The organism is Vreelandella olivaria (genome assembly GCF_023507745.1).
GTDB lineage: Bacteria > Pseudomonadota > Gammaproteobacteria > Pseudomonadales > Halomonadaceae > Vreelandella > Vreelandella olivaria_A.
In genome coordinates this window covers 1-25,653 of record NZ_JALPZO010000108.1, presented here as the reverse complement: position 1 = coordinate 25,653, position 25,653 = coordinate 1, and the positions used below count along the sequence as shown (strand labels likewise).

General features: G+C 56.0%; 23 protein-coding genes. 14 read left to right on the top strand and 9 right to left on the bottom strand.

Going from position 1 to position 25,653, the window contains the following annotated elements; translation table 11 throughout:
• Window positions 1–70 precede the first annotated feature (70 nt).
• Together accA and tilS are read left to right on the top strand one after the other, a co-directional pair.
• Window positions 71–1,027, top strand: coding sequence for an acetyl-CoA carboxylase carboxyl transferase subunit alpha (gene accA / locus HP566_RS08565; RefSeq protein ID WP_249976842.1), 957 nt, complete (start codon window positions 71–73; stop codon window positions 1,025–1,027).
• Window positions 1,008–2,297 carry a tRNA lysidine(34) synthetase TilS gene (tilS, locus tag HP566_RS08560; RefSeq protein ID WP_249976841.1) on the top strand — a complete coding sequence of 430 codons (1,290 nt, stop codon included), beginning with the start codon at window positions 1,008–1,010 and terminating at the stop codon, window positions 2,295–2,297. Before accA ends, tilS begins: the two co-directional genes overlap by 20 nt.
• On the opposite strand, the gene ppx is transcribed toward tilS, so the two are convergent.
• Entirely contained in the window at window positions 2,294–3,856 is a 1,563-nt protein-coding gene (gene ppx / locus HP566_RS08555; RefSeq protein ID WP_249976840.1) for an exopolyphosphatase, read from the bottom strand. The genes tilS and ppx overlap by 4 nt on opposite strands.
• Window positions 3,857–4,412: 556 nt before the next feature.
• On the opposite strand from ppx, the gene rho reads away from it, so the two are divergent.
• The 8 genes from rho (at window position 4,413) to HP566_RS08520 (ending at window position 11,277) form a co-directional block, all read left to right on the top strand.
• A complete protein-coding gene (rho, locus tag HP566_RS08550; protein WP_249976839.1) occupies window positions 4,413–5,672 on the top strand; it encodes a transcription termination factor Rho in 1,260 nt (419 codons plus the stop codon).
• Between the two features lie 63 nt (window positions 5,673–5,735).
• A complete protein-coding gene (gene ubiD, locus HP566_RS08545; protein ID WP_249976838.1) occupies window positions 5,736–7,229 on the top strand; it encodes a 4-hydroxy-3-polyprenylbenzoate decarboxylase in 1,494 nt (497 codons plus the stop codon).
• A 44-nt stretch (window positions 7,230–7,273) separates the two neighbouring features.
• Entirely contained in the window at window positions 7,274–8,026 is a 753-nt protein-coding gene (locus HP566_RS08540; protein ID WP_249976837.1) for an NAD(P)H-flavin reductase, read from the top strand.
• A gap of 69 nt (window positions 8,027–8,095) precedes the next feature.
• A complete protein-coding gene (locus HP566_RS21595; RefSeq protein ID WP_284041384.1) occupies window positions 8,096–8,224 on the top strand; it encodes a hypothetical protein in 129 nt (42 codons plus the stop codon).
• A 408-nt stretch (window positions 8,225–8,632) separates the two neighbouring features.
• A complete protein-coding gene (locus HP566_RS08535; RefSeq protein ID WP_249976836.1) occupies window positions 8,633–8,806 on the top strand; it encodes a hypothetical protein in 174 nt (57 codons plus the stop codon).
• Between the two features lie 4 nt (window positions 8,807–8,810).
• Window positions 8,811–9,896, top strand: coding sequence for a 3-deoxy-7-phosphoheptulonate synthase (locus tag HP566_RS08530; protein WP_249976835.1), 1,086 nt, complete (start codon window positions 8,811–8,813; stop codon window positions 9,894–9,896).
• Between the two features lie 82 nt (window positions 9,897–9,978).
• A complete protein-coding gene (locus HP566_RS08525) occupies window positions 9,979–10,491 on the top strand; it encodes a DUF3087 family protein (RefSeq protein WP_249976834.1) in 513 nt (170 codons plus the stop codon).
• 48 nt (window positions 10,492–10,539) lie between these two features.
• A complete protein-coding gene (locus HP566_RS08520; RefSeq protein WP_249976833.1) occupies window positions 10,540–11,277 on the top strand; it encodes an MliC family protein in 738 nt (245 codons plus the stop codon).
• Between the two features lie 11 nt (window positions 11,278–11,288).
• On the opposite strand, the gene HP566_RS08515 is transcribed toward HP566_RS08520, so the two are convergent.
• Window positions 11,289–12,359: a metal-dependent hydrolase gene (locus HP566_RS08515; protein ID WP_249976832.1), complete on the bottom strand. Its 1,071-nt coding sequence runs from the start codon at window positions 12,357–12,359 to the stop codon at window positions 11,289–11,291.
• A gap of 77 nt (window positions 12,360–12,436) precedes the next feature.
• Between HP566_RS08515 and HP566_RS08510 the strand changes: the two genes are divergently transcribed.
• From HP566_RS08510 to HP566_RS08500, 3 genes are read left to right on the top strand one after another with little or no spacing between them, the layout of a single operon-like run.
• Window positions 12,437–12,886 (top strand): DUF411 domain-containing protein, encoded by a 450-nt coding sequence (locus HP566_RS08510; protein ID WP_249976831.1) that lies wholly within the window; start codon window positions 12,437–12,439, stop codon window positions 12,884–12,886.
• Between the two features lie 25 nt (window positions 12,887–12,911).
• Window positions 12,912–13,352: a lactoylglutathione lyase gene (gene gloA / locus HP566_RS08505; RefSeq protein WP_249976830.1), complete on the top strand. Its 441-nt coding sequence runs from the start codon at window positions 12,912–12,914 to the stop codon at window positions 13,350–13,352.
• Between the two features lie 25 nt (window positions 13,353–13,377).
• Window positions 13,378–13,830, top strand: coding sequence for an META domain-containing protein (locus HP566_RS08500; protein WP_249976829.1), 453 nt, complete (start codon window positions 13,378–13,380; stop codon window positions 13,828–13,830).
• 77 nt (window positions 13,831–13,907) lie between these two features.
• Here HP566_RS08500 and HP566_RS08495 read toward each other — a convergent pair whose 3' ends face one another.
• Complete coding sequence (locus tag HP566_RS08495; RefSeq protein ID WP_249976828.1) at window positions 13,908–15,305, bottom strand: GGDEF domain-containing protein; 1,398 nt, start codon at window positions 15,303–15,305, stop codon at window positions 13,908–13,910.
• 101 nt (window positions 15,306–15,406) lie between these two features.
• Between HP566_RS08495 and HP566_RS08490 the strand changes: the two genes are divergently transcribed.
• Complete coding sequence (locus HP566_RS08490; RefSeq protein ID WP_340163070.1) at window positions 15,407–15,865, top strand: transcriptional regulator; 459 nt, start codon at window positions 15,407–15,409, stop codon at window positions 15,863–15,865.
• A 217-nt stretch (window positions 15,866–16,082) separates the two neighbouring features.
• Here the strand turns inward: HP566_RS08490 and HP566_RS08485 are convergent, their stop codons facing one another.
• The 6 genes from HP566_RS08485 to HP566_RS08460 form a co-directional block, all read right to left on the bottom strand.
• Window positions 16,083–16,337, bottom strand: a complete 255-nt coding sequence (locus HP566_RS08485; protein WP_249976827.1) for a hypothetical protein — start codon at window positions 16,335–16,337, stop codon at window positions 16,083–16,085.
• Between the two features lie 137 nt (window positions 16,338–16,474).
• Window positions 16,475–19,321: a valine--tRNA ligase gene (locus HP566_RS08480; RefSeq protein ID WP_249976826.1), complete on the bottom strand. Its 2,847-nt coding sequence runs from the start codon at window positions 19,319–19,321 to the stop codon at window positions 16,475–16,477.
• Window positions 19,322–19,416: 95 nt separating this feature from the next.
• Window positions 19,417–20,733, bottom strand: coding sequence for an HlyD family type I secretion periplasmic adaptor subunit (locus HP566_RS08475; protein ID WP_249976825.1), 1,317 nt, complete (start codon window positions 20,731–20,733; stop codon window positions 19,417–19,419).
• Window positions 20,730–22,916, bottom strand: coding sequence for a type I secretion system permease/ATPase (locus tag HP566_RS08470; RefSeq protein ID WP_249976824.1), 2,187 nt, complete (start codon window positions 22,914–22,916; stop codon window positions 20,730–20,732). The genes HP566_RS08475 and HP566_RS08470 overlap by 4 nt, the downstream gene beginning before the upstream one ends.
• Window positions 22,903–24,357, bottom strand: a complete 1,455-nt coding sequence (locus HP566_RS08465) for a TolC family protein (RefSeq protein ID WP_249976823.1) — start codon at window positions 24,355–24,357, stop codon at window positions 22,903–22,905. Before HP566_RS08465 ends, HP566_RS08470 begins: the two co-directional genes overlap by 14 nt.
• Before the next feature lie 36 nt (window positions 24,358–24,393).
• Window positions 24,394–25,176, bottom strand: a complete 783-nt coding sequence (locus tag HP566_RS08460; RefSeq protein WP_249976822.1) for a SapC family protein — start codon at window positions 25,174–25,176, stop codon at window positions 24,394–24,396.
• Window positions 25,177–25,653: the final 477 nt, after the last annotated feature.

Here is a 25,653-nt window from a genome sequence, read left to right as displayed (position 1 = left end):
AGGGTCAGGGTGCGATAATGGCACCCATACATGCTCGTTTCGACCAGGCTTATTTTTACAGGCAGAGCCGATGAATCCTAATTATCTCGATTTTGAACAGCCCATTGCCGAACTCCAGGCAAAAATTGAGGAGCTGCGTTTGGTCAGCTCTGACAGCCAAGTCAATCTCTCCGATGAGATCTCCCGGCTGGAGGAGAAGAGTCACAAATTAACGGAATCGATCTTCAAGGATTTAACCCCCTGGCAGGTTTCCCAACTATCCCGCCACCCCCAGCGCCCGTATACGCTGGACTATCTTGAGCACGTATTTACCGACTTCGATGAGCTTCATGGCGACCGCAACTTTGCTGATGATGCCGCCCTGGTCGGAGGGATTGCCCGTCTGGATGACCAGCCCGTGATGGTTATTGGCCATCAGAAAGGACGCGATGTAAAAGAGAAAGTTCGTCGTAATTTTGGTATGCCGCGCCCGGAAGGGTATCGTAAGGCCTGTCGTTTAATGGAAATGGCTGAGCGCTTTAAAATGCCCATCCTGACCTTTATTGACACCCCTGGTGCCTACCCTGGTATCGACGCGGAAGAGCGCGGGCAGTCTGAGGCGATTGCCTATAATCTGGCGGTCATGTCACGCCTGAAAACGCCGATTATCTCCACTGTGGTAGGTGAAGGTGGCTCCGGTGGAGCCCTGGCGATTGGCGTGTGCGACGAGCTGCATATGCTCCAGTACTCCACCTATTCGGTTATTTCCCCGGAAGGGTGTGCCTCCATTTTGTGGAAGAGCGCAGAAAAAGCCTCCGATGCTGCCCAGGCCATGGGCATCACGGCCGAGCGCCTGAAAGAGCTTGGCTTTGTGGATGAACTGATCAAAGAGCCGTTGGGTGGTGCGCATCGCCATCCGGTCACCACCGCTGAGCGTGTGAAAGAAGCGCTAACCGGTAGCCTGGATCGCCTGCAAAGCCTGGATAGTGAGGCACTGCTTGAACGCCGCTACAAGCGCTTGATGAGCTATGGCGCACCAGCCGCCTAAACTGCTTTTACGCTTGCTTGGTGACGCCCTGGCGGAGACCCCGCCGGGGCGTACTGTTTGGGTGGCGCTCTCCGGTGGGCTCGACTCAACGCTGTTGCTGGTGTTGGCGGCACAGGCATGTCAGGCGACAAGCCAACCGCTGCGGGCTATCCATATCAACCACGGCCTACAGGCACATGCCGCTGTATTTGAGGCGCACTGTAAGATGCTGTGTGATGGCTTGGGTGTGCCACTGGTGGTCGAGCGTGTGGTGGTGGATACTCAAGGCGAGGGGATTGAAGGTGCGGCACGTCGCGCCCGCTACCATGCGTTTAAACGCTGTGTGCCGGTGGGCGATACCCTCTGGTTGGCCCAGCACCAGGATGATCAGGCGGAAACCCTGCTATTGGCTGCGTTGCGTGGCAGCGGTATCCGGGGGTTGGCTGGTATGCCCTACCGGCGGGAGTGGCAGGGGGTTACGCTGCTGCGCCCATGGCTGAGTATTAACCGTCAGACGCTGGCCGATGCCGCCCATGGGTTGGCAATTAACTGGTGCGAAGACCCAACCAATAGAGAGGTGGCGTTTGACCGTAACCGGCTGCGTCATCACGTTATGCCTCTCCTCCAGGCACGCTGGCCCGGTGCATCGCGATCATTGGCGCAGAGCGCCCAACATGCAGGTGAGGCCGACCAGCTATTGGCTGAGTATGCCGCCGATGAGCTGGCAAACCTGACAATTGGACCAGGCTGCATCAATGTGGCTGCGCTGAGTCAGCGCAGCCTGCCACGTCAACGTTTGCTTGTACGCACCCTTTGCCAGCAGCAGGGCTTGCCGACGCCGCCCCAGAAGCGCCTTGAGAGCCTGCTGGTGCAATTGGAAGCCTCACGGGATGCCCAGGTCAAGGTTGCATGGGAGGGCGCAGAAGCGCGGGTGTGGCGTAAGCGGCTCTATCTAATGGCGCCGCTGGTGCCGCTGCCAGTCTGGCAGGCTCAGTGGGACGGACACCCCGGTCTGGCGACCCCACTTGGAACACTTCAGATCACCTTAAACACTTCTTATCCCGTGCTGCTCCGCTGGCGCCAGGGCGGAGAGGTAATCAACCTGCCAGGACGGGGGCGTCGGGACCTCAAACGGCTGCTGCAAGAGAGTGAGCTGCCGCCCTGGGAGCGTGAGCGCCTGATAGTGGTAATGGATCAAGAGACCTGCCTGGGGGTGATTCAACCACCTGCCACCATCCTGTGGCAGGCGGCGGGTATAACGTTAACGCCGTTGCAGTGCGCTGCTGGTTAGGTCTTTTTAGTGAGTGGTTTTTCCTGCTCAAGCTTTAACTTAAAGCCTGCCGTGTCCATGTAAGCCTGCTCCTGCTCAAGGTCGGTGCTTAGCAGCGTTGGTTCATCGCTGGCGGGTAGTGTCAGGGTCAATGTATCGGTATCAGCACTGATTCCAGGCAGCAAGGGAGAGCTTTCAGGGCGCGAATGATTGATCAGAACCGCTAGCCGCAGCAAACGGGCCAACCGTGCGCTACTGGCTTGTTGTGACGCGGGCAGAAGCTGCCACTCCTTTAACGGGAATTTACGCCGGTGGGCGCGCACCAAAAAGGCGAGTAAGTGCTGCTCTGGGCGCGAGAATCCGGCGAGATCCGAATGCTCCAATAAATAGGCGCCGTGGCGGTGAAACTGGCTATGGGAAATTGCCAGGCCAATTTCATGCACATGACTTGCCCAGACTAAATAGTGCTCCTGGTCTTTGGTAAGACCCCAGGCTTTCTTCACGCTGGCAAACAGACGAACGGCGGTATCAGCAACATTTTCGGCTTGCCGCGTATCCACATCGTAAACCCGTTTGAGCATCTCCAGTGTTTTGGAGCGGGTATCTTCGGCGCTGTTGCGCCCTGCCATATCGTAGAGCACGCCTTCGCGCAGGGCGCCGTCTGCAAAGCGCATCCGGGTAAGATCAAATGCTTCGAAGATGGCGTTCAGAATCGCAATGCCAGCAGGGAATACCTTTGCCCGGTCAGGTTTTAAGCCATCAAGCGCTACTTTATCCAACTGCCTGCACTTGAGCAGGCGCTCGCGGAGTTTTTTCAACCCACTACGGGTAATCACGCCCTCTTGGGGGGTGTCGCCGTAGGCATAAAGCACGCTGGCGGCAGCCTTAATGGTCCCACTGGAGCCAACCGGGTCATCCCAGCCCAGGCGCTGGTAGGGGCGCTGGATATTGGCCAGCTCAGAAAGGGCTGCCAGTTCTGCCCGGCGCATACGTTTTTCGCTCAGTTCCCCATCGGGGAAAAAGCGGCTGCTAAAGGTAACGCAGCCCATGCGCAGGCTTTCAAGCGCTTTGGGTTCAAAGACTTCGCCAATAATAAATTCAGTGGACCCTCCGCCGATATCAACGATCAGACGGCGACCATTTTCTGCCAGTGCATGGGCCGCCCCCAGATAGATAAGGCGGGCCTCTTCCCGGCCAGCAATAATTTCGATGGCATGGCCCAGCTGAGCTTCCGCGCGCTCAATAAATGTTTGGCTATTGTAGGCATCGCGCAAGGCATTGGTACCTACGACACGCAGATTGGCGCCATCAATATCATTCAGGAAGGGGGCGAATCGGCTAAGGCAGTCCAGCGCACGCTGCATGGCGGCTTCGCTCAGGTAGCCGTGTTCATCCAGTCCGGCGGCCAACTGCACCTTTTCGCCCATTCGGGCTACCACCTGAAGGCGCTCATTCTGGTAGTTGGCCACCAGTAAATGAAAGCTGTTTGAACCAAGGTCGATGGCGGCTAAGCGTTGGGGTTCTCCGTGATCAACTTCATTATTCGCAGCAGTGATGGGGAGCGAAATGTCCTCGGGCATGAGCTATCCTTCCTATTGGCTATGCCAAGGTTGCGGCGCACTCTGACTATTGTCAATTGCCAAAGGCTTGCGTTTATCGCGGGGCTTGACTACCATCGGGCTACTGGCTTGATCCGAGTTGGCCTGTTGCGTTATTAATAGGCGTGCCATCCCGGTCACCCTGGGCCTCAGGGTGAAGCGTATAGTACTTGTACTCTAGTACTTATGTTATAGTGCTTACGCTTATGGTATTTATGCTTAATGGCTGAAAAGCCGTACATATCCAGATAGCGTTGGCCAGATTTCCAAGTCGTCAGATAACCCGCTGATGCAGCGCACTCCTCGCGCTGGTCAGATTAAGCAGGTGTTTCGCACCCTCAAGCTGAGCCATAATCCATTGTGCCACCTTGCCCAGGCCTTTGATTAACCTCCGCCCAGCTCATTAATGATAGAGCGCGTGCCTTAATTGGGATCTGAACGCAGCACTCGGCGCTTAACCCTATTGTTTAGGTCACGCCTCCTGTCTTATTCCCGGCGCTTAGCGCCCAGCTTTCATGAGCAACTTTCTAACACACCGATGAATCTCACTGAACTCAAGCAAAAATCCGTTCCCGAGCTGCTCGATATCGCCCGCGATATGGGTATCGACAACTTAGCCCGTTCGCGCAAGCAGGACATCATTTTCGCCATCCTCAAGAAACACGCCAAAAGTGGCGAGGATATCTATGGCGACGGTGTGCTGGAAATTCTCCAGGATGGCTTCGGCTTCCTGCGCAGCGCGGACAGCTCGTACCTCGCCGGACCGGATGATATCTACGTATCGCCATCACAGATTCGTCGTTTCAATCTGCGTAAAGGCGACTCCATTTCCGGCAAGATTCGCCCCCCGAAAGAGGGGGAGCGCTATTTTGCTCTACTCAAAGTCAGCCAGATCAACTTTGATCGCCCCGAAAACGCCAAGCACAAGATTCTGTTTGAGAACTTAACGCCGCTGTTTCCGGATGATCGCCTGCGCATGGAGATCGGTAACGGCTCTACCGAAGATCTCACTGCGCGCATCATTGATCTGACTGCGCCGATTGGTAAGGGCCAGCGTGGCCTGCTGGTGTCACCACCTAAAGCGGGTAAGACGCTGATGTTGCAGAATATTGCAACGTCCATCACGCGTAACAACCCAGAGTGCCATTTGATCGTGCTACTGATTGATGAGCGCCCTGAGGAAGTGACCGAAATGTCACGCACCGTGCGTGGCGAAGTGGTTGCCTCCACCTTCGATGAACCGCCGGCACGTCACGTTCAGGTTGCCGAAATGGTGATCGAGAAAGCCAAACGTCTGGTGGAGCACAAGAAAGACGTCGTGATCCTGCTGGACTCTATTACTCGTTTGGCCCGTGCTTACAACACTGTTGTGCCAAGTTCCGGCAAGGTGCTGACCGGTGGTGTGGACGCCCACGCCCTTGAGAAGCCCAAACGCTTCTTCGGTGCTGCACGTAATATCGAAGAAGGCGGTAGCCTGACGATTATCGCCACCGCGCTGGTGGATACCGGCTCGAAAATGGACGAAGTTATCTTCGAAGAGTTCAAGGGCACCGGTAACATGGAAGCGCATCTTGACCGCAAACTGGCCGAGAAGCGCGTGTTCCCTGCGATCAATATTCGTCGCAGCGGCACTCGGCGTGAAGACCTGCTGGCGTCTGAAGATGAAATGCAGCGTATGTGGATTCTGCGCAAGCTGCTTAACCCGATGGACGACACTGCTGCCACTGAGTTCCTGATTGATCGTTTGAAGGACACCAAGACGAATCTGGAATTCTTTGAAGCGATGAAACGACGCTAACCTTGCTGTTGGGCATTAATGACAACAGGCGCAGCGGCGTCTTGGCCAGCCGGGGAGTATGCTTTGAAGTATAACGACTTGCGCGATTTTATTGCGGCGCTTGAAGCTCAGGGCGAGCTAAAGCGTATCCAAGCTGAAGTCGATCCTTACCTGGAAATCACCGAAATTTGCGACCGCACACTGCGTGCGGGTGGTCCTGCGCTGTTGTTTGAAAACGTCAAAGGCCATGACATGCCACTCCTGGGTAATCTGTTTGGAACACCAAAACGGGTTGCGTTAGGGATGGGGCAGGATTCGGTTGAGGCACTACGTGAAGTGGGCAAGCTGCTGGCCTTTCTTAAGGAACCGGATCCGCCCAAGGGGCTGAAAGATGCCTGGGACAAGCTGCCGATTTTTAAGCAAGTGCTCAGTATGGGGCCAAAAATCGTCAAGCGTGCTCCCGTTCAGGATGTGGTTTACGAAGACGATGAGGTGGATTTAGGCCGCTTGCCCATCCAGCACTGCTGGCCCGGCGATGCCGCACCTCTGGTGACCTGGCCACTGGTCATTACCAGAGGGCCTCATAAAAAACGCCAGAACATGGGGATTTATCGTCAGCAAAAGATCGGGAAAAACCGCCTGATTATGCGTTGGCTCTCCCACCGCGGTGGCGCCTTGGATTTTCTTGAATTCCAAAAAGCGCACCCTGGCGAGCCTTTTCCGGTAGCTGTAGCGCTGGGTGCTGACCCAGCGACCATTCTGGGGGCTGTGACCCCCGTGCCGGATTCACTCTCTGAGTATGCCTTTGCAGGCCTGCTGCGCGGTTCCCGAACTGAACTGGTGAAGTGTGACCACGCTGATCTTGAAGTACCCGCTTCGGCAGAAATCATCCTGGAAGGTTTTATCTATCCTGACGATATGGCGCCGGAAGGGCCGTTTGGCGACCACACCGGGTACTACAACGAAGTTGACCATTTTCCTGTCTTTACCGTTACCCGGATGACCATGCGCCGGGATGCGATTTACCACTCCACGTATACCGGCCGCCCACCGGATGAGCCGGCCATTCTTGGTGTCGCATTAAACGAAGTGTTTGTGCCGATCCTGTGTAAGCAGTTTCCCGAGATCGTCGATTTTTACCTGCCGCCGGAAGGGTGCTCTTACCGGATGGCTGTGGTTACCATGAAGAAGCAATATCCAGGGCACGCCAAGCGCGTGATGATGGGCGTCTGGAGCTTCTTACGCCAGTTTATGTACACCAAGTTCGTGATTGTGCTGGATGACGATGTGGACGCACGTAACTGGGAAGACGTGATGTGGGCCATTACCACCCGCATGGATCCGGCGCGGGATACGGTCATGGTGGAAAATACCCCCATTGATTATCTCGACTTCGCCTCCCCGGTTTCAGGGCTAGGCTCCAAAATGGGCCTGGATGCCACTAATAAGTGGCCCGGTGAGACTGACCGTGAGTGGGGTACCCCGATAGTGATGGACGAGGCGGTGAAAGCCCGCGTTGATGAGCGTTGGGATGAGCTGGGTATCGATATCCCGATGCCCTCATCCCGGCATAGCTGATTCCACCATGCGCCGGTTGTACGATTTTCCACAAAGAGGCTTTCATGAGCGCAAGAACGTTGACTTGCCAGGTCACGGCGGTAGAGGATTTAAATCCTGACGTATTTGGTGTGACGCTAGAAGGGCGCGCGGAAGCCATGCAGCATGCTCCAGGGCAGTATTTAGAGCTCAAATTAGACGCTAGCACCTGGGTGCCGTTTTCCATTGCCAGCGCTGAGCGTGGTGATGGCATTATTGAGCTGCATGTTCAGCACTGGCCTGAACGGAGTAATTCAGTGCGCCTGCGCGAGTTGCTTCAGGTGGCTAACCAACTCACTGTGCGTTTGCCAAGCGGTGACTGCGTACTGGATCCGAAAAGTGAGCGGCCGCTGCTACTGGTTGCCGCAGGTACGGGCTTTGCGCAAATGAAAGCGGTTGTTGAAGCGTCATTACGCGACCAGCCTGGGCGGGCGATTTCACTGTGGTGGGCCACCCGTGAACACCGTGACCTTTACGCTGAAAGCCTGGCAACCCAGTGGGCCCAGCGATACGCTAACGTATCCTTTCAAGCCGTTACTGAGTTTCCCTTAACCGAGCCACTCGCCCAGGGGGAGCGTATCACCCATTATCAGGGCCGTGTTGATCTGGTACTGGAGAAAGCACTGGAGCATGCACCGCTAAGGCCGAGTGACTGCGATATTTACCTTTCCGGTTCGCCAGGCATGGTGTATGCCTGCGTTGATGTGCTTGAACGCCAGGGTGTTGCCATGGAGCGTATGTTTTCAGATGTATTTGCCTACGCACCGCGTGCCCACTAAGATAATCGGCCACATTAAGGACGGTCGCTAGGTTGTTTCCCCTGATACCTATAAAAGAAAGGAGGCTGTATGGCCCACCATGACGACGATTTTAAAGATGAATCAGGCTTGCTTGCCATTGTGCTTGGCCTGATAGTGTTGGTAAGCATGAGCGCACTGCCCGGCACCATTGGTTGGATACAAGCGTTTAGTGGCTGATAGTTGCCATTTTGCCTGAGTGCAGGCAGGATAAAGCCAATACGCTTTGTAAGCCCTGTGTTTGACCCTGTTGGCAAGAATTGGCTTTTCGCTTGTAAGGACTTTTGTTAAGGATTAAGCAATGCATACATGCTCACGCACACTCAATGTTCAACCCAGCCCACAAGGGATGGTTAGCGCGTGCGCGGGCGTTTATGCAGCTGTCTTTGCTTATGTAGGGTATTGGTTTAGCTATGGTGTGCCCATGGCCGACCGCTAACGTCGCGCCAGCAGGCACACCGACCAGGTTGCCTGCCGCATGCAAAGAAGCCTCGGTTGGGTAACCCAATCGAGGCTTCTTTCGTATTAAGTCGTGTTACTACATTACCGTTACCACGTTTCATAGCAATTTCATCAAGGAGCTGCACCATGATGTATCGCGCAATCTCTCTCGTTAACTCGCTCGCCACTGCTACCCGTTATCTGGAGTATGGCTATGGCTGGCGATTTAGCGACGCGCGGTTGGTGCAAGCTGCCACCTCCGACCGTGCCTGCTTGGGTGGCAAGTTAGTCACGCGATGTCATATAGATTCGGAGAGTTAACCCAATGAATGCCCATGTCAGCCCTGTTTGCGTCACCGCCACCAATGTCACTTCGTTAATGACAAACCACCCGGCAGCCATCTCGCAACCGCTGCCCTTGCCTGTGGAACTGCGCCGCAGGATCAGCGTCAACCATGCGTTGGGTGAACAAATCACCCAGCAGCGTCAGGCTGTTCAGCGTATTCTCAATGGTCAGGATCAACGGCTGTTGGTCGTTGTTGGCCCTTGCTCCATTCATGATCCAGACGCTGCGCTTGAGTATGCCGACCGGTTGGCCGCCCTGAGCGAAGAGGTCAGCGAGCAGATACTCCCGGTCATGCGAGTGTATGTGGAGAAGCCGCGTACCACCGTGGGGTGGAAAGGCCTTGCCTACGACCCGAACCTGGATGGTAGTGGCGATATGCCAAAAGGGATTACCCTTTCACGTGAGCTAATGCACGCTGTGGCGGCACGTGGCTTGCCGGTTGCCACTGAGTTGCTGCAACCCATGCTGGCGCCCTATGTGGACGATTTATTGAGCTGGGTTGCCATTGGAGCACGTACTACCGAGTCGCAGCTTCATCGTGAGCTGGCCAGTGATCTGGCCGCCGCCGTGGGCTTTAAGAACGCCACCAGCGGTGATGTGCAGGTCGCCATTGATGCCATGCAGGCGGCAGCTCACTCGCACCAACGCTTTGCTATGGATAGTGACGGCAGGCCGGTGATGCAGCAAACCGCCGGTAATCCACACACCCATGTGGTGTTGCGTGGCGGCCACGGTGAGCCCAACTATCAGGCCCACCAGGTACGTGCTGCGGTGAACACGCTGCGGGAAGCGGGCCAGAACCCACGGCTGATGGTGGACTGCAGCCATGCCAATGCGCGTAAAGATCACCGCCGGCAAAGCGGCGTTATGTTGGATGTGTTGGCACAGCGCAAAGCTGGCGATGCCAACCTGGTTGCGCTAATGCTGGAGAGCCACCTGTTTGAAGGCAAGCAGGCGCTAACACCCAATGCCATGCGTTACGGCGTATCGGTGACGGATGCTTGCATCAGCTGGGAAACCACCGAGCGGCTACTGAAGAGCGCGGCCGACCAACTAAGCGGTTAGGTGCCCTTCGCTGTTGGACGCCCCTTGTTTGCCCTGGCCAGCACCGTATCATAAGGCATTCACTTTGATTGCGAGGTTGGCCATGGTTTTTACCCTTGAGCAGCACAATCCGGATACCTACCGACGCAAAGCGCGCATGATCAGCGTTGCCATGGCAGGACAACTGATCGTTTTCGGGCTGCTGTTTTCAATGCTGTTAACCGCCACGTTTGGTAGTAGCCTATGGCTTAACGCCCTCGGGGTACTGCTTGGCCTGTTAGCCACCAGCGCCATGTTTGCAGTGCTACGTGATCGCCCCTGGATGACCGAGATGCGTTACGTATGGCAGCTTAAGCATCACCTTTCCCAGGTGAGTGGCTACTTGCAGCCATTACGCAGGGGGGTGGAGGAGGATAACCGGGTGGCGCTGGATATCTTAACGTTTTATCACCAGGGCATGAGCCAATTGGCAGAGTTGAATGGGCGCACTACCGACGATGATGCCGAACGCCTGGCCGAGAAAATGGAGGTGAAAATAAAGCGTGAAGCGTTAGGCTTGCCAGAGCAGGTTGACACCTTCGACCCACAGGACTTGAATGCCTTTAAACGCCGTTAAGACTGCTCTGGCCTTTTGTCCAATAATAGCTACAGGGAGCGTTATTTGATGACCCACCTACGCAGCAAGCCGTTCATGGCCGCCGCACTGTTAGCCATCACGGCCACGGTGACCGGCTGCGCCACTACCACGGCACCTTCATCGTCTACTGAGCCCGGAAAAATGACCGTGCACAGCAGCGCCCCGTTGCTGCCTTCGGCACTGTTTCCGGGGAGTGCTGAGTATTTTCAGGGCTGGAACTGCCAGCCAGCTAGTCAGCATCTGGTGACCGCCACGAATGCCAACGATCTTCGGTTATGGTCACTACATGGGGCCTGGCGCCTGCCTCAGGCGGTCGTCGCCAGCGGTGCCCGTTACCAGGAGGGGGATATCAGCTTTTGGAACCGGGGTGAGCAGGCATTGGTTGAAACACCTCGTGGACAGCTCCAGTGCCAGCTTGCCGAGCAGCGCCGCGGTATGACGCGGGCTGAGCAGCCAGGGGTGATGTTTTTAGGTCGCGGGAACGAGCCCGGCTGGTCAGTGGCGCTTGCTCATGACGAGCCCAGCTTAACCTTGCAGTTAAACTACGGCCAGGAGAGCCATACGTTTCCCTATATGGTCAGCGTGATGGATAACCAGGCGGGGCGTGTGGTGTTGGAAAATGCCCAGATGGAGCCATTCTTTCGGGTACGCATTGAGGCGGGTGCCTGCTTTGACGACATGAGCGGAGAACCCTTCCCTGCCCGTGTAACGCTCACCTACGGTGGCCAGCAGTACAGTGGGTGTGGTCAGGGTATTGCTCCGTAACGGTCACTGCTTTAGCAGCGATAAAGAAAAGGCTCTACACGCCACTGGGGGGGCACAAAGTCTCTAGCGCAGAGTGCCAGCATATCCCCGGTGGCCCGTGCCGCCAGGCTGGATAGTGTGGATAGGCGAAGCTCCCGGGTGTTTCCTATCAGCTCGCTTGTCTCAACAGGTACCCAGTCACTGTCCTCCCAGGTGGCAAGGGTGAAGCTAAAGGGATGAAAGCCGGGAAACCCCAACCGGATATCCGTGGCAATCAGTGTTTCCCTACCATTGATTGGCTGTGTTTCGTAGCGCAGAAATGGCCCGGTAAACCACGCTAGTCGCTGGCCACGGGAGCTGGCCAGCGCTGCTGCTTCCAGCGCTTCATTACGCAGTAGCGGCTCCAGGATGGGGGAGCGTTGACCATCAAACACGCTAATCAGGCTTTCGTAATAGCGCTCTTCGCCGATAACTGTCGCCCGCCACAGCACGATATTGAAGGGGGTGGGTTGTATCAGTACCGGGGCCTCTTCCAACCCCTGCTGTGCAAGTGTTGGGGTAAGCCGCTGCTCGACGCTCCACTTTGCCCCAGCGGCCAGCAGTAAATAAACACTGGAAACCGCCAGCCCCAGCGCGCAGTACTTGCGCATCCGTTGGGAGATCACCGCTATGATGACGCCCATCAATAGCGGAAGGGTATAAAAAGGGTCGATAATGAAGACAATCGGCCATGCCGATGGTGGAACATCGAGTGGCCAGAAAAGTTGAGTGCCATAGGTGGTCAGAGAGTCGAGTAAGGGATGGGTGATCAGTGCGAGGGTAAAAAAGCACCACCATCGCCCCAGTGTAATATCACGGGCAGGAGCAAAGCGGTGACAAAGCAGTGCCAATAGGGTGGCAAAACCTGTCAGCACAAACAACGAATGGCTAAAGCCTCGGTGTTCGGTCACATTGGCCACGGCATCGCCGTAATCAATGGCTACGTCCAGGTCTGGCAGTGTGCCGAGAAGTGCTCCTATCAGTACTGCTTTTCGGCCCAGTCGTCGACCGAGTATTGCGCCCCCCACAGCCGCCCCTAAGGCCGCTTGTGTGATCGAATCCACTACCTTCTCCTTGGGGTGACCCCAGCATTCAAAGCAATTAAGGTATGATTATACAGACTTGTAAGGGAGGTGTTGCAATGTTACATCACTGTCTAACTAAGCTGTTGAGTGGAAGTCTTCTTGCCATTGTTTCGCTAAACGCATTAGCGGCATCTGGTATCGAAGTTCATAGTGACCCTAACTGCGGCTGTTGTGGCGCCTGGGTAGACCACCTTGAAGAGGAGGGCTTTACCGTCAACCACCACCGCAGAGATGATCTACGGGCGTTTAAAGCATCCAATGGGGTGCCTCCTGCACTGGCTTCATGCCACACTGCTATTGTTGACGGGTATGTGATTGAAGGCCATGTGCCGGCATCGGATATTCAGCGTTTGTTGGATGAGAGACCGGAGGTGGTGGGGTTAGCCGTACCGGGGATGCCTCATGGTTCGCCTGGAATGGAAACGGGGCGTGTGGATGATTACGCTGTACTAAGCTGGACTGATACTGATAGCGGGCCTGATATCTTCAGTGAATATACCCAGTAGTACGCAACGATGAAGGGAGAGCTACATGCAGTTTTTACACACCATGGTGCGGGTAAGTGACCTGGATGCGTCGCTACACTTTTATTGCGACTTATTGGGGCTGAAAGAGGTGCGCCGCAAAGAGAACGAGAAAGGCCGCTTTACCCTGGTTTTTCTCGCAGCACCCGATGATGAACAGCGCTCCGAGCGTTTAACCGCCCCTGAACTTGAGTTGACTTATAATTGGGACCCTGAAGCGTATACAGGAGGGCGCAACTTTGGCCATCTGGCGTACCGTGTTGATGACATCTATGCGCTTTGCCAAAAACTGCAGGATAACGGTGTCACCATCAATCGTCCCCCACGGGATGGTCATATGGCGTTTGTAAAATCCCCCGATGGCGTTTCTGTTGAGTTGCTACAGAAGGGGGAGGCACTGCCACCCCAGGAGCCATGGGCATCCATGGAAAACAGTGGAAGCTGGTAATTTTTGGGATAAGGAAGATAGCAAGGTGAATGTGAAATTCGGATATACGTTTCTAGGGCTTGCCGCTGCACTATGGTTAAGCGCCTGTAGCAGTACACCTCAGCAAGAGCACCCTGATGCCCCACGGGGCTCCACCTTATCTGGCCCCATCGTGGAGCAGCGGTGGAATCTGTTGCTGGTGGGCACCAATGAGCGGCTATCAATGCCTGAAACCCCTTTCTTCGAAATAACGCAGGATGGCAAGGTAAGCGGCTATGATGGCTGTAACCGGTTTACCGGCAAGGTCAACCTGGGCGAGAGTCAGCGGATCGAGTTTAGCGAACTGGCCTCAACACGTATGGCCTGCCCGAACATGGAGGATGCCAAGCGGGTAACGGATATGCTGGATACCGCCTACCGTTATCTGATTGACCACGACCGACTGGTGTTCTTTGGCCCGGATAGCCGGGTGTTGGGCGGCTGGCGCAAAGCGAACTAAGCGAACTAAGCGAACTAAATGTCGCTGATAGCGCCCCTTAACGGGCTGTACGCCCGCTACTACTGGCAAGCAGCACGCTATTCGCATATTACCACCTGGTTTTTGCCTGCTGCTTTAGCCAGATACATGGCCCGATCGACCCTTTTTAGTAACGGATGGGGCTGGTCATTGGGATGAGCAAGGGTAAGGCCAATACTGATAGTCACTCTGTTGGCACTGGGGAATATATGTTTCTCAACCGTGCGGCAAAGCCGGTTCGCCAATTGGAGGCTGGTATCGTGGCCGAGCCCTCTGGTGATCACAATGAACTCTTCGCCACCCCAACGGCCCAGGTGGTCGTCAGTGCGAAGTGTTTTTTGCACCAAATAGGCAATGTTGCGCAAAATATCATCGCCTACCCCATGCCCATAGGTATCGTTAACACGCTTAAAGTCGTCGATATCAAACATCATTAAGGCAAACGGGATGTCAGACTGGCTCAGGTCCTCAATAACAAGCTCGGTGTAGTAGCGGTTCCAGCATTTGGTTAATGGGTCGGTATGGGCTAGTCCTTCAAGGCGTTGGTTGGTCTTGATTAATTGTCGGTTTAGATGCACGACTTCCAGTGCAGTAATAGCCACTGCCAGATCATCTGCCAATCCAACGATCATGGAGGCTTCAAGGGGCATCCAGTAACTTAATGAATCCTGAATGTCGCTATGAGCCTCCGGGGATGGAATAAGGGGCTGCTGGCGGAAAAGCAGCAGCCAGCCCAAGTGGGAAGTCGTCAGACTTAGCGGAGCCGCCAGACCACCCTGGCAGTGGCCAGTCAATTCGGTGGTTTCATCCTGACAAAGGGGCTGGCGCAACAGTCGCAGCTGTTGACAAAGCGAGGGTTTGGAAGGACATTCGCCAAAGTAGTGCAGGTTGCCCTGATAAGCCACGGCAATGCCGCTGGCCTGAAAGATATCGCACCAACTGTCGCCATGTTGCTGCAGTATGTGCTCAATGGTGGTGAAGTGTTTGATATCCCTGGAGAGTAGTTTGCGTCGTGTTTTCAGGCGCAACTGGCACTTGACCATGCGTTCCGCTTTCAATAAGCGTAACCGTTGTGCGGCAATATCCACCAGCAGATTGGCCCACTGCATCGAACCTTGATAGAGGGAGTGTGGGTGCCCTACATAGCCCCATATCCCATGTTCCCCTTTTAATTCATAATATTGTAGCTCTGAACTGCTCAGTTCCTCGAAGGATCGGATCGACAGTATGTCCTTGTAAGGTGCCACTGTATCGGCAGTAGGGAAGCAGTATGTCAAACGGAGCTCGCCGGTGCCCAGCCGCCGAAAAAGGGCTACCGGCTTATTTTCCGTTAAACCATGAAGCGTTTGTGCCAAGTGCTCGAAAAGCCTGACAGGCGTTGTCGCGGCACACAACACCGCCAGTGCGTGATAAAGGTTGTCTAGATCCTGGATCGGTGAAGCAACTGTGCCACTCATCCTGAATGACTCCTCAAGCGCAGTGTCTTCGCTCGCACCATCACTGTCAGGGACTGGTGCAGTGCGAAAACTCGAAATTGAATTAATGATTCAAACAAAAGGTGAACCGTTATTCAACTATTATTGAACAATCTATTCACATTGGTGGCATGAATGAAAAAATCATGTTCGCCGAGCGATTAAAGGCTGCCATGCAAGCGGCAGGATACGATGTACGACCATCAGTGCTGGAACGCGAGTTCAATCTGCGCTACTGGGGAAAGCCGATTACCTTCCAGGCCGTAAGGCGCTGGTTGCGTGGTGATTCGATCCCAAACCAGGATAAGTTGCAGGTGTTGGCACGGTGGCTGTCTGTTGACCCCCATTATTTACGTTATGGAGGGGCCGCTATTTATAGTGTCAGTGAGCCAACAGCCGCTTGGGATGTTTCTGCCACTAGCGAGGAGCGTCAGGTACTTTCGTTATATCGCAGCTTACCAGCAGCTCAACGGAAAGTGGTGCGTGAAGTGATGGAGACGTTTGCGAAAGCCTATCCCTCGGTGGATGGCACCACAAAATAAATTAACGCCTTCATGAGGTACCCTGGCAGCGACTTGTCCCCTGGAATAATTAAAGTGGCGCTTCAATAATGCCTGTACCTGCCTGGGCTTGCGGGCACTCTTTCGCATGTGAGAGAGCCGCGGGAGCAAAAACGCGTAGAGGTGGCTGATCAGTTATGAGATTGGGGAGGTACCATCAGGTTTAGGCGCTCTGCACCTGGGCAAGGCCTGTTGGTGATCAGAGGCACTTGATCTTGATCAGGCGCGCAATGATGACGGGAACCAGGAAAACAATCAAAAAGAACGGCAATTCAAACATGAAGGAGTAACCCGCATGAACCACGCCAACCCACATGTTAATACCAGAAGCGAGTAGCCAGAGTGCAACAAAGGCGGCGAAGTAGTGTGGGCGGAAAGCGGGTATGAGCCTGGCTGCAAAGGCCAGAATGGCAAAAAGAGTCAGGCCAGCAGTAAGCATCATCAGTGTATGCATATGAACCTCCCGTTCAAAAAGGCGCTTTAATTATGCGGTATCGGCCGACGTTGAGCCAGTCGATACCAGTTGGTTGGCCCAAAACCAAAAACGGCACCGCGGGGCGCCGTTTTTGTTTCAGTTACTTTAGTTAAGCCTTATAACGCTGCAATCTTCGCCTGTTGCTCTTCCAGAAGCTGTTTGGCGGCTTGGAATTCCGCCAGTTTACTGCGCTCTTTTTCCACCACAGCGACCGGGGCTTTGGCGATAAAACCGTCGTTGCCGAGCTTCTTCTCAATGCCGCCGATGAGCTTATCCTGCTTCTCGATCTCTTTTGCCAGGCGGGCAAGTTCAGCGTCCTTGTCAATCAGGTCGGCCATGGGTACCAGCACTTCCATATCGCCGACAAGCTGCGTGGCCGAGAGAGGTGCATCGTCTGGATTGGCAAGCCATGTCGCGCTCTCCAGCTTGGCCAGCTTGGCCAGGAAGCGGCGGTTGCTCTCCAGGCGCTCAGCGTCTTCCGGCTGGCCTTTGGTGAGTAGTACGTCCAACGGTTTACCGGGGGCAATATTCATCTCGGCACGGATGTTACGCACTGCGATAATCACACCTTTCAGCCATTCGATATCCCGGGTGGCCTGCTCGTCGATTTTGCTTTCGTCGGCTTCTGGCCATGCCTGATGCATGATGGAGGCGCCTTCGCCCATATAGGTACCTGCCAGAGGGGAAACCCGTTGCCAAATCTCTTCCGATATATAGGGCATCATCGGGTGGGCCAGACGCAGAATGGCTTCCAGTACACGCACCAGGGTGCGGCGGGTGCCACGCTTTGCCTCCAGAGTGGCATGCACGTCCCATAGCACAGGCTTGGATAGCTCCAGGTACCAGTCGCAGTACTCGTTCCATACGAACTCGTACAGCGCCTGGGAGGCGTGATCGAAGCGGTATTCGTCCATCGCTCTGGTGATCTGGGCTTCGGTTTTCTGCAGTTGGGAAATAATCCAGCGGTCGGCCAGCGAGAGTTCAACCTCTTCACCACCGGTGCCGCAATCTTCGCCTTCGGCGTTCATCAGCACATAGCGGGAGGCGTTCCACAGCTTGTTGCAGAAGTTGCGGTAGCCATCCAGGCGGTTCATGTCGAACTTGATATCGCGCCCGGTGGTGGCCTGGGAGAGGAAGGTGAAACGCAGTGCATCAGTACCGTGGGCTTCTATACCGTCCTTGAATTCGTCGCGGGTGGCCTTGGCAATGGCTTTGGCTTTTTGCGGCTGCATCATGTTGCCGGTGCGTTTTTCCAGTAGTGCCTCCAGGCTGATACCGTCGATCAGGTCGATGGGGTCCAGCACGTTGCCCTTGGATTTGGACATTTTCTGGCCCTGTCCATCGCGTACCAGCCCATGCACATAGACGGTTTTGAACGGTACTTCGCCGGTGAACTTGAGGGTCATCATGATCATCCGGGCGACCCAGAAGAAGATGATATCAAAGCCGGTTACCAGCACACTGGAGGGGTGGAAGGTTTCCAGCTCTGGGGTTTGCTCCGGCCAGCCCAGGGTGCCAAAGGTCCATAGGCCCGAGCTGAACCAGGTATCCAGCACGTCTTCATCCTGGGTTAGCGCCACGTCAGCACCCAGGCCATGATTCTCGCGGGCTTCCTCTTCGCTGCGGGCCACGTATACATTGCCTTCCACGTCGTACCAGGCGGGAATACGATGGCCCCACCATAGCTGGCGGGAAATACACCAGTCCTGCAGGTCGCGCATCCAGGCGAAGTACATATTTTCGTAATTCCTGGGTACGAACTGGATACTGCCGTTTGCTACTGCTTCAATCGCAGGTTTTGCCAGGGTTTCTACCGCCACGAACCACTGGTCGGTCAGCAGCGGCTCAATCACATCACCGGAGCGGTCGCCATAGGGCAGGGTATTGTTGACGCTCTCCTCCTGCTCAAGCAGGCCCAGCGCGTCCATGTCAGCAACGATTTGCTTGCGTGCTTCGAAACGGTCCAGCCCTGCGTACTTGGTGGGCAGGGTGGTGTCTTCGTCGGGCTGCGGCTGGCCTTTCAGGTCGAAGATTTCGGCGCGTTCCAGGATGGTGGCATCCTTGGTGAATACGTTGATCAGCAGATGGTTGTGGCGCTTGCCGACTTCGTAATCGTTAAAGTCGTGGGCCGGGGTGATCTTCACACAACCGGAGCCTTTCTCCATATCGGCATGCTCGTCGGCCACGATAGGAATGCGGCGGCCCACCAGTGGTAGCTCAATAAATTTACCGACCAGTGACGCGTAACGCCCATCTTCCGGGTTTACCGCGACACCGGTATCGCCCAACAGGGTTTCTGGACGGGTGGTGGCCACAACCACGTAATCTTTGCCATCGGCAGTTTTAACACCATCCGCCAGCGGGTAGCGGAAGTGCCAGAAGCTACCCTGCTGCTCTCTGTTTTCCACTTCCAGGTCGGAAATGGCGGTATGCAGGGTGGGGTCCCAGTTCACCAGACGCTTGCCACGATAAATCAGTTTCTCTTCATGCAGGCGTACGAACACTTCCTGAACCGCTTTGTAGAAGCCCTCGTCCATGGTGAAGCGTTCGCGACTCCAATCCACACTGGCACCCATGCGCCGCAACTGGCGGGTAATGTGGCCGCCGGACTCTTCCTTCCACTCCCATACTTTGTCGATAAACGCATCACGGCCGAGGTCGTGGCGGGTTTTGCCCTCTTCTGCGGCAATTTTACGCTCTACCAGCATTTGGGTGGCGATACCGGCGTGGTCGGTGCCTACCTGCCACAGGGTGTTGTTACCCTGCATCCGCTTCCAGCGCGTCAGGGTATCCATAATGGTGTCCTGGAACGCGTGACCCATGTGCAGGCTGCCGGTCACATTGGGGGGCGGAATCATGATCGAAAACGGCTTGCCGCGGCCAGTGGGGGCGAAGCGGTTGTCGGCTTCCCAGCGCTCGTACCAGCGGGTTTCGATCTGTTCGGGTTGGTAGGTCTTTTCCATGGGGGAGTCGGCTCACGGCTTGCAGAAAAATGGTGCCAAGTATAGCGCGAACGACCCGCTGGCGTCAGGGGCCGTTGGTGAATCCCTGCGGGGTTTTAATCCCGCAGGGCACGGTCGCGTACTTTCACAACCGGCTCCAGCAGGTAGTCCAGCACACTGCGCTTGCCGCTGAGAATATCGATCTCGGCCACCATGCCGGGGATAATCGTTAATGGTTGATTGTCAGCATCATAGAGATAGCCTTCGGTGCGCACCTCCACGGGGTACATCAGTTCGCCGCTTTCCGGCATTTGTACGGCATCCGCCGCAATAGTGACCAGTTCGCCGTCCAGGCCGCCGTAGCGGGCAAAATCATAGGCAGTGAGTTTTACCTTCACCGGCTGACCTGGGTAGAGAAAGGCGATATCCGAAGGGCGAATATGCGCTTCCACCAGCAGCGCGTCGTCTGCGGGTACCACTTCCACCAATGGCTCGCCAGAGCCTGCGACACCGCCGACGGTACTGATATGTACCTGATTGACCACGCCCGTCACTGGCGAGCGAATGGTGGTACGTGCCACCTGATCAGCCCGGCCCGGCAGGGTTTTCTCCAACTCGGCCACTTGGGAGGTGGCTTCCGCAAGCTGGGCCAGTGCATCGGCTTCGAAGGCATTGCGGGCAGCAATCTTGCGGTCTTCTATTTCCGCAATGGATGATTCGGCTCGGGCCACCGCGCTTTGCTGGCGGGCCACTTCACCGCGCAGCTCATTGAGCGATTGGCGTACCCGCAAAAGCGAGGTTTCCGGTTCAATGCCGCGCTGCGCCAGTGGCTGAATGATCGCCAGTTCCCGCTCCGCCAACCGCACACCCGCACGGGCGGTATTCAGCGCGGCTTCCAGTTCAGCTTTTTCCTGGTGGCGCTGGTAACCCTGCTGTTCCAACACCTGTAGCTCGGCGTTAAGCTCCATTTGGCGCCCGTGGAACAGGCGGGTTTCGCTGGTGGCGACAGTGGGAGCGCCCTGGCTGAGTGCTTCGTCCAGCTCCAGTGGTGTCTGGTTGATCTCCGCCTCCAGGCGCTGTAAGCGCAATTGCAAAGAGCGCAGGCGTTGCAGGCTCTCTTCGTAATCGCCTTCCAGTGTGCCGCCGCTGAGTACCATCAACGTATCGCCTTGTTCCACCATATCCCCCCGGCGCACGTTGATTTCAGTGACCACGCCACCTTCAAGGCTTTCCACTACCTGTAAGCTGCGCGAGGGAACCACTTTCCCTTGGCCGCGGGTCACTTCATCCACTTCCGTCAGGTAGGCCCAAATAAAGCCAATCAGCAGAAAGCCAATAATAGTGAAGAGCAGCAAACTGCTGGCAATCGGGCGCTTGGCGCGGCCATGGCGAACGAAGTGTTCAAAATCCAACTGGGTATCAGGGCGGCTCACGGTGTTGATCCTTCACGCGTACGATGGGGAGCTGCCTCAACAGGACGCATCACCTGGGTTTTGGGGCCATCGGCAATAATCCTGCCCTGGTCGAGAATCACCACCCGGTCGACCAGCTCCAGCAGGCTGGTGCGGTGGGTCACCACTACCAGGGTTTGCGATTGGCTGGCCGCTTTTAGCCGTGCAATCACTTCCTTTTCGGTTTGGATGTCCATCGCACTGGTGGGTTCATCCATCAGCAGAATGGGCGGTGTGCCCAGTAATGCACGGGCCAGACAGATGAGCTGGCGCTGGCCTCCGGAAAGCCCTTCGCCGCGCTCACCAATAGGCATGTCGTAGCCTTTAGGGTGGCGTGCAATGAAGTCATGGGCGCCCGCCAGCCTGGCCGCCTGTAGAACCTGCTCATCAGTAGGGTGGTGGGCACCAATCGCAATGTTCTGGCGCACGGTGCCGGAAAACAGCCAGGCTTCCTGCAACACGCTGCCGATGTTATGGCGTAAATCTGCCGGATCAATTTGGCGAATATCGGTGTCATCCACCAATACGGCACCCTTTTCGGGAGGGTAAATGCCCAGCAGCAGCCGCGCCAGGGTGCTTTTGCCAGAGCCTACGCGGCCCAGCAAAGCAACCTTTTCACCGGATTCGATGGTCAGGTTGATATTGTCCAGCGCCGCTGATGTTTGTTCCGGGTAGCGGAAAGCGACCCCCTGCAAGCGAATTTTGCCATCCAGTGTAGGGCGGCTTAGGTAGTGGCGGCCCGCAGGCCGTTCCGAAGGCATATTCATCAGTTGGTCGAGGGCACGGTAGGAGGTGCGTGCCTGGTTAATGCGGGTCATGGTTTGGGCCAACTGCGCCAACGGTGCGAGCGCCCGCCCGGTAAGAATGACGCAAGCAATCATGGCACCCATGGAAATGATGCCATCGCCCACCAGAAACACTCCGTACACCACAATACTGACCTGGGCAGCCTGCTGGGCGAACGCCGTGGCATTAAGGGCAAACTGCTGAATGGCACGCCCTTTGCGGCCCACGTTGGACTGCTGCTGCACGCTCTCTTCCCAGCGCTGGCGTATCATTGGCGCGGCACCACTGGCTTTGATGGTTTCAAGCCCCGCCACCGCCTCAATCAGCACCCCCTGTTTGGAGCGGCTCTCTTCGAAGGCCTGGCCGGAAAGGCGCTTAAGAAACGGCTGTACGGCAATACCCATCACCAATACCAGCGGCACAGCAATCAACGGCACTATAAACAGTGGCCCGCCAATCAGATAGATCACGCCGATAAACAGCAGGATAAAGGGCAGGTCGACGATGGCTACCAGCGACGCCGAGGCAAAGAAATCGCGTAACGACTCGAACTCCCGCAGGGTGTTGGCAAATCCACCGGTGCTGCCGCGTTTGGCGCTCATTTGCAGATTGAGCACATGGTCGAAAATATGCCTTCCCATGCGCAGGTCGGCTTTCTGGCCTGCCCGTTCAATAAACAGCTGGCGCAGGGTTTTGACCGCAAAATCGAACAGTAGGGCGATACTGACGCCAATGGTGAGTGCCACCAGCGATTCAATCGCCTCATTAGGTAATACCCGGTCGTAGACCACCATAATAAACAGCGAGGTAGCCAGACCCAGAAAGTTGGTGAGCGCGGCAGCTATGACCACTTGGGTATATACCCAACGGTTTGAGGAGAGCGCGCTCCAGAACCAGTGTCCGCCCTGAATGGCCGGTTCACTGTTGAGTGTTACCGGGCGGTAGCGAGCACGCACGGCTATCAGGTGGCCAATGTACTCTGGCTCCAGAGCACTTAGCGGGGTTTCCACCGGTTGTTTGCCGAGTGCCGGGTCAAACAGTGCAAAGCGCTCCTCATTAATGCGTTCAATGATCACCACGGCACGGCCGTTTTTAAGCAAGGCAACGGCGGGCAGCAGAGAGTTTCCCAGTGTAGCCAGCTCATGCTCGCCCAAAGCGGCCACCATGCCATGGCGTTCGGCGGCATCCATAAAGCCGTCAGGGGTGAGCGGGGTATCTGTACCTACCCGGTGGGCACGTACCGCCGCTGCGGATACCGGCAGTTCCAGTTGGGCGGCCACAAAGGTTAAGCACTGCTCAAGGGCGTCTGCGCGGGAGTTAGTGCTGGCGTTTGTACTGGAGTTTGTACTGGAGTTAGTACTGGAGTTAGTGGCGTTCAAGGTGAATCTCCATCACATCCAGCAACTGCCCGGTTACCGCAAGCTGCTGAAAGCTGGACTGCTCCCAGCGCACGCGGCGGTTGACCAGCTCCAGAGCAGCCTGGAACAGGTCTCGCTGGGCGTCCAGCAGATCGTTAATGCTGCTTCTGCCAATGGCGAACTGATCACGATAGGCCAGTAGTGCTTCTTCCTCTGCCGCGAGTGTTGCTGTCTGCGCTTCCAGCTCTGCCCGGCGAGTGCGGGTGTCGGTGTAGGCAGAGCGTACTTCCCGCTCCAGCTCCCGGCGTAGAGCCTGCTGTTCAAACAGACTCTGCTGCTGGCGCTCGACCGCCTGGGAGATACGCGCCGAGGTCGCACCACCGCTATAGGGGGTGTAATCCATGTTAAACAGCAGCGCGACATCGTTGTCCGACTCGTTGAAGTCATTAACATCGTATTGGCGGCCTTCCACGGCAACACTCAAGCGGGGTAAGCGGGCATTGCGTGTGGCCTGGGCTTCGGCTTCGCTGGCCTGGCTTACCAGAGTCTGGCTGCGTAGAGCGGTGTTTCTGGCCAGGGCGTCATGCAGCAACTGGTCGGCACTGGTCTCGCTTAACAGTGTGCCTCCCTGGGGCAGGGCGAGTGTATCGGGGGTGGTGAAAAACGCTTCCTGGTAGATATTAATAGCGCGGGCAAGCTCACCTTCAAGAGAAACCAGCCGGGATTCGGCATCGCTGAGCCGGCTTTGGGCGCGCAGTACATCGGCCCTGGAGCCAGCGCCTGCTTCACGGCGCAGGCTAACATCTTCAAAAATGCGCTGGTGCTGCTGTAGGTTGTGTTCGGCCAACTGACGCTGGGCGGTCAGGCGGGCGACATCCAGGTAGGCATTCAGAGCGTAAAGTACTTCGTCTTCGATACTGGACTGGGACTGCCAAAACGCCGCCTCGGCACTTAGGTCGGCGGCACGTACCCGCTCACCGCTGGCGCCAAAATCCATCAGCAACTGGCTAAGGGTGACCACGGCATCCACGCGTGACCCACGGTCGGGTAGCGCCTCGGTGCGCTGCAAGTCATTGCGATACTCAAACCCCGCATTCACCTGGGGGCGGCGTACGGCACGTACTTCGTCTATTTGCAGCACGGACTCACGCTCGCGTGAGCGCTGGGCCAGGATACGTGGCTGTTGCGCCAGTGCATGCTGGATTTTATCGCGTAGCGTGGTTAACGCCTGCGTTTCCCCCATTACCTGACCAGATTGCCAGCGGAAGGTATCAAGTAGCTGCTTGAGGTCAGCCGAGAAAGCAGGACCTTCCAGGGAGGAAGGTGGCAGCGGTGTTGCCACTGTAAAAGGGTCTACCGATGGCTGTTGTGCCGCCAATAGCGGGCTTATCAGTAAAAGTGCAGCACCTACGCTACATAGCACCAACCGTTTGCGGGGCAACGTATCAACTTTAAAAAACATTCACTTTCCTGAATAACGTTGGTGCTTGGCACCCAATTAAGAGGGATCCGGCCACTGATAGCGCTCTTCACTGCTCAAGGCTTCCTGCCACTCTGCAAGAGGGCTGGAAGTTGTCTCGGATGGCGCCGGTGGTGCCGCTTGCCGCTGTTGATAAGCATGAAGAACACCAAGCTGCTGTTGAGATTGCAGCTGAGCGTACACCAAAGGAACGGCACCCAATTGCCAGAAAAGCCCCACTTGTTTGGCGGATAGCATCTTCCAGGCGCGTTCGTCGATTTGATACAGTGGTGTACTGCCCTGATAAACCTCTGGATGCCAGGGGGTGAGCAGCTTGGCGTTGACCAGGGCATCCAGTTGTTGAGCGACCCGCTGGCAGCCGCTTTCCCGCTGCTGCAAAAAAAGCAGTACCTGGCGAGGGAAACTAGCCAACTCACCGTTTTGATTGAAGAAAGGTTCGGCATCCAGGCGCTCAACAACACAGGGTGAATGCTGATCAATACACAATTTGCCGGGGTGTTCACGGTGCAGGCCGAATGGATGACTGCGTAACGCCGAGGGCACATAGGCGGCCCGCCAGCGCCCCTGGCTATCCACTATCAGGTTATGGGCGTCACTTAACCCCAGTAGCGCAACAGCCTGCCAACCTTCGAGGGCTGGTATAAAAGCAATAGGAAAACAGGCCGCCGCATGGCGCATTTCGGCATCTGCCAAGGCAGCGTAACTGGTGTGCCGGGCAAAGTGATAGGCAGTAAAACGCTGCCACATCAAACCGCCATGGCATTCACGGTTGAGTGGTACCCAATGGGCAGCGTGGGCCATAGTGGAAACCTTTGTTGTGTCCATTCAAGGCGGTAACCTTACCAAACTCACCGTGGGGCGTCAGCCCGGTGGTTAGGGCTGGAAGCCAGATGAATCACGTATGCAGAGTCTGATGCCATGGGGTTTTGTGGCGACCATGCCGAAACGTTGATAGTCCTCTTGCTTCATGAGCTACAGCCATCATGCATGGAGAGAGGAGAAACTTCTATCGACACCCCTGAAATGGCAACACAAGCCATGTTCTTCGCGCCCATATCATTTCCGCTATATGTGCAACCCCTCTTCCTGTAAGCCATTTCTTAAAATTTTGTACGATATCGCTTACATTGTTGTAAGACATCGCTGACACGTGCCTCCAAGGGGTTGTGCTTGGCTCCTGGCTCGTTATTATCACTGTTTCTCATTAACAGTTGATGATTCCAGGAGGGAGCATGGCACTTAGCATGGCGCTCAGCACGGGACTGCACTTCACCATCA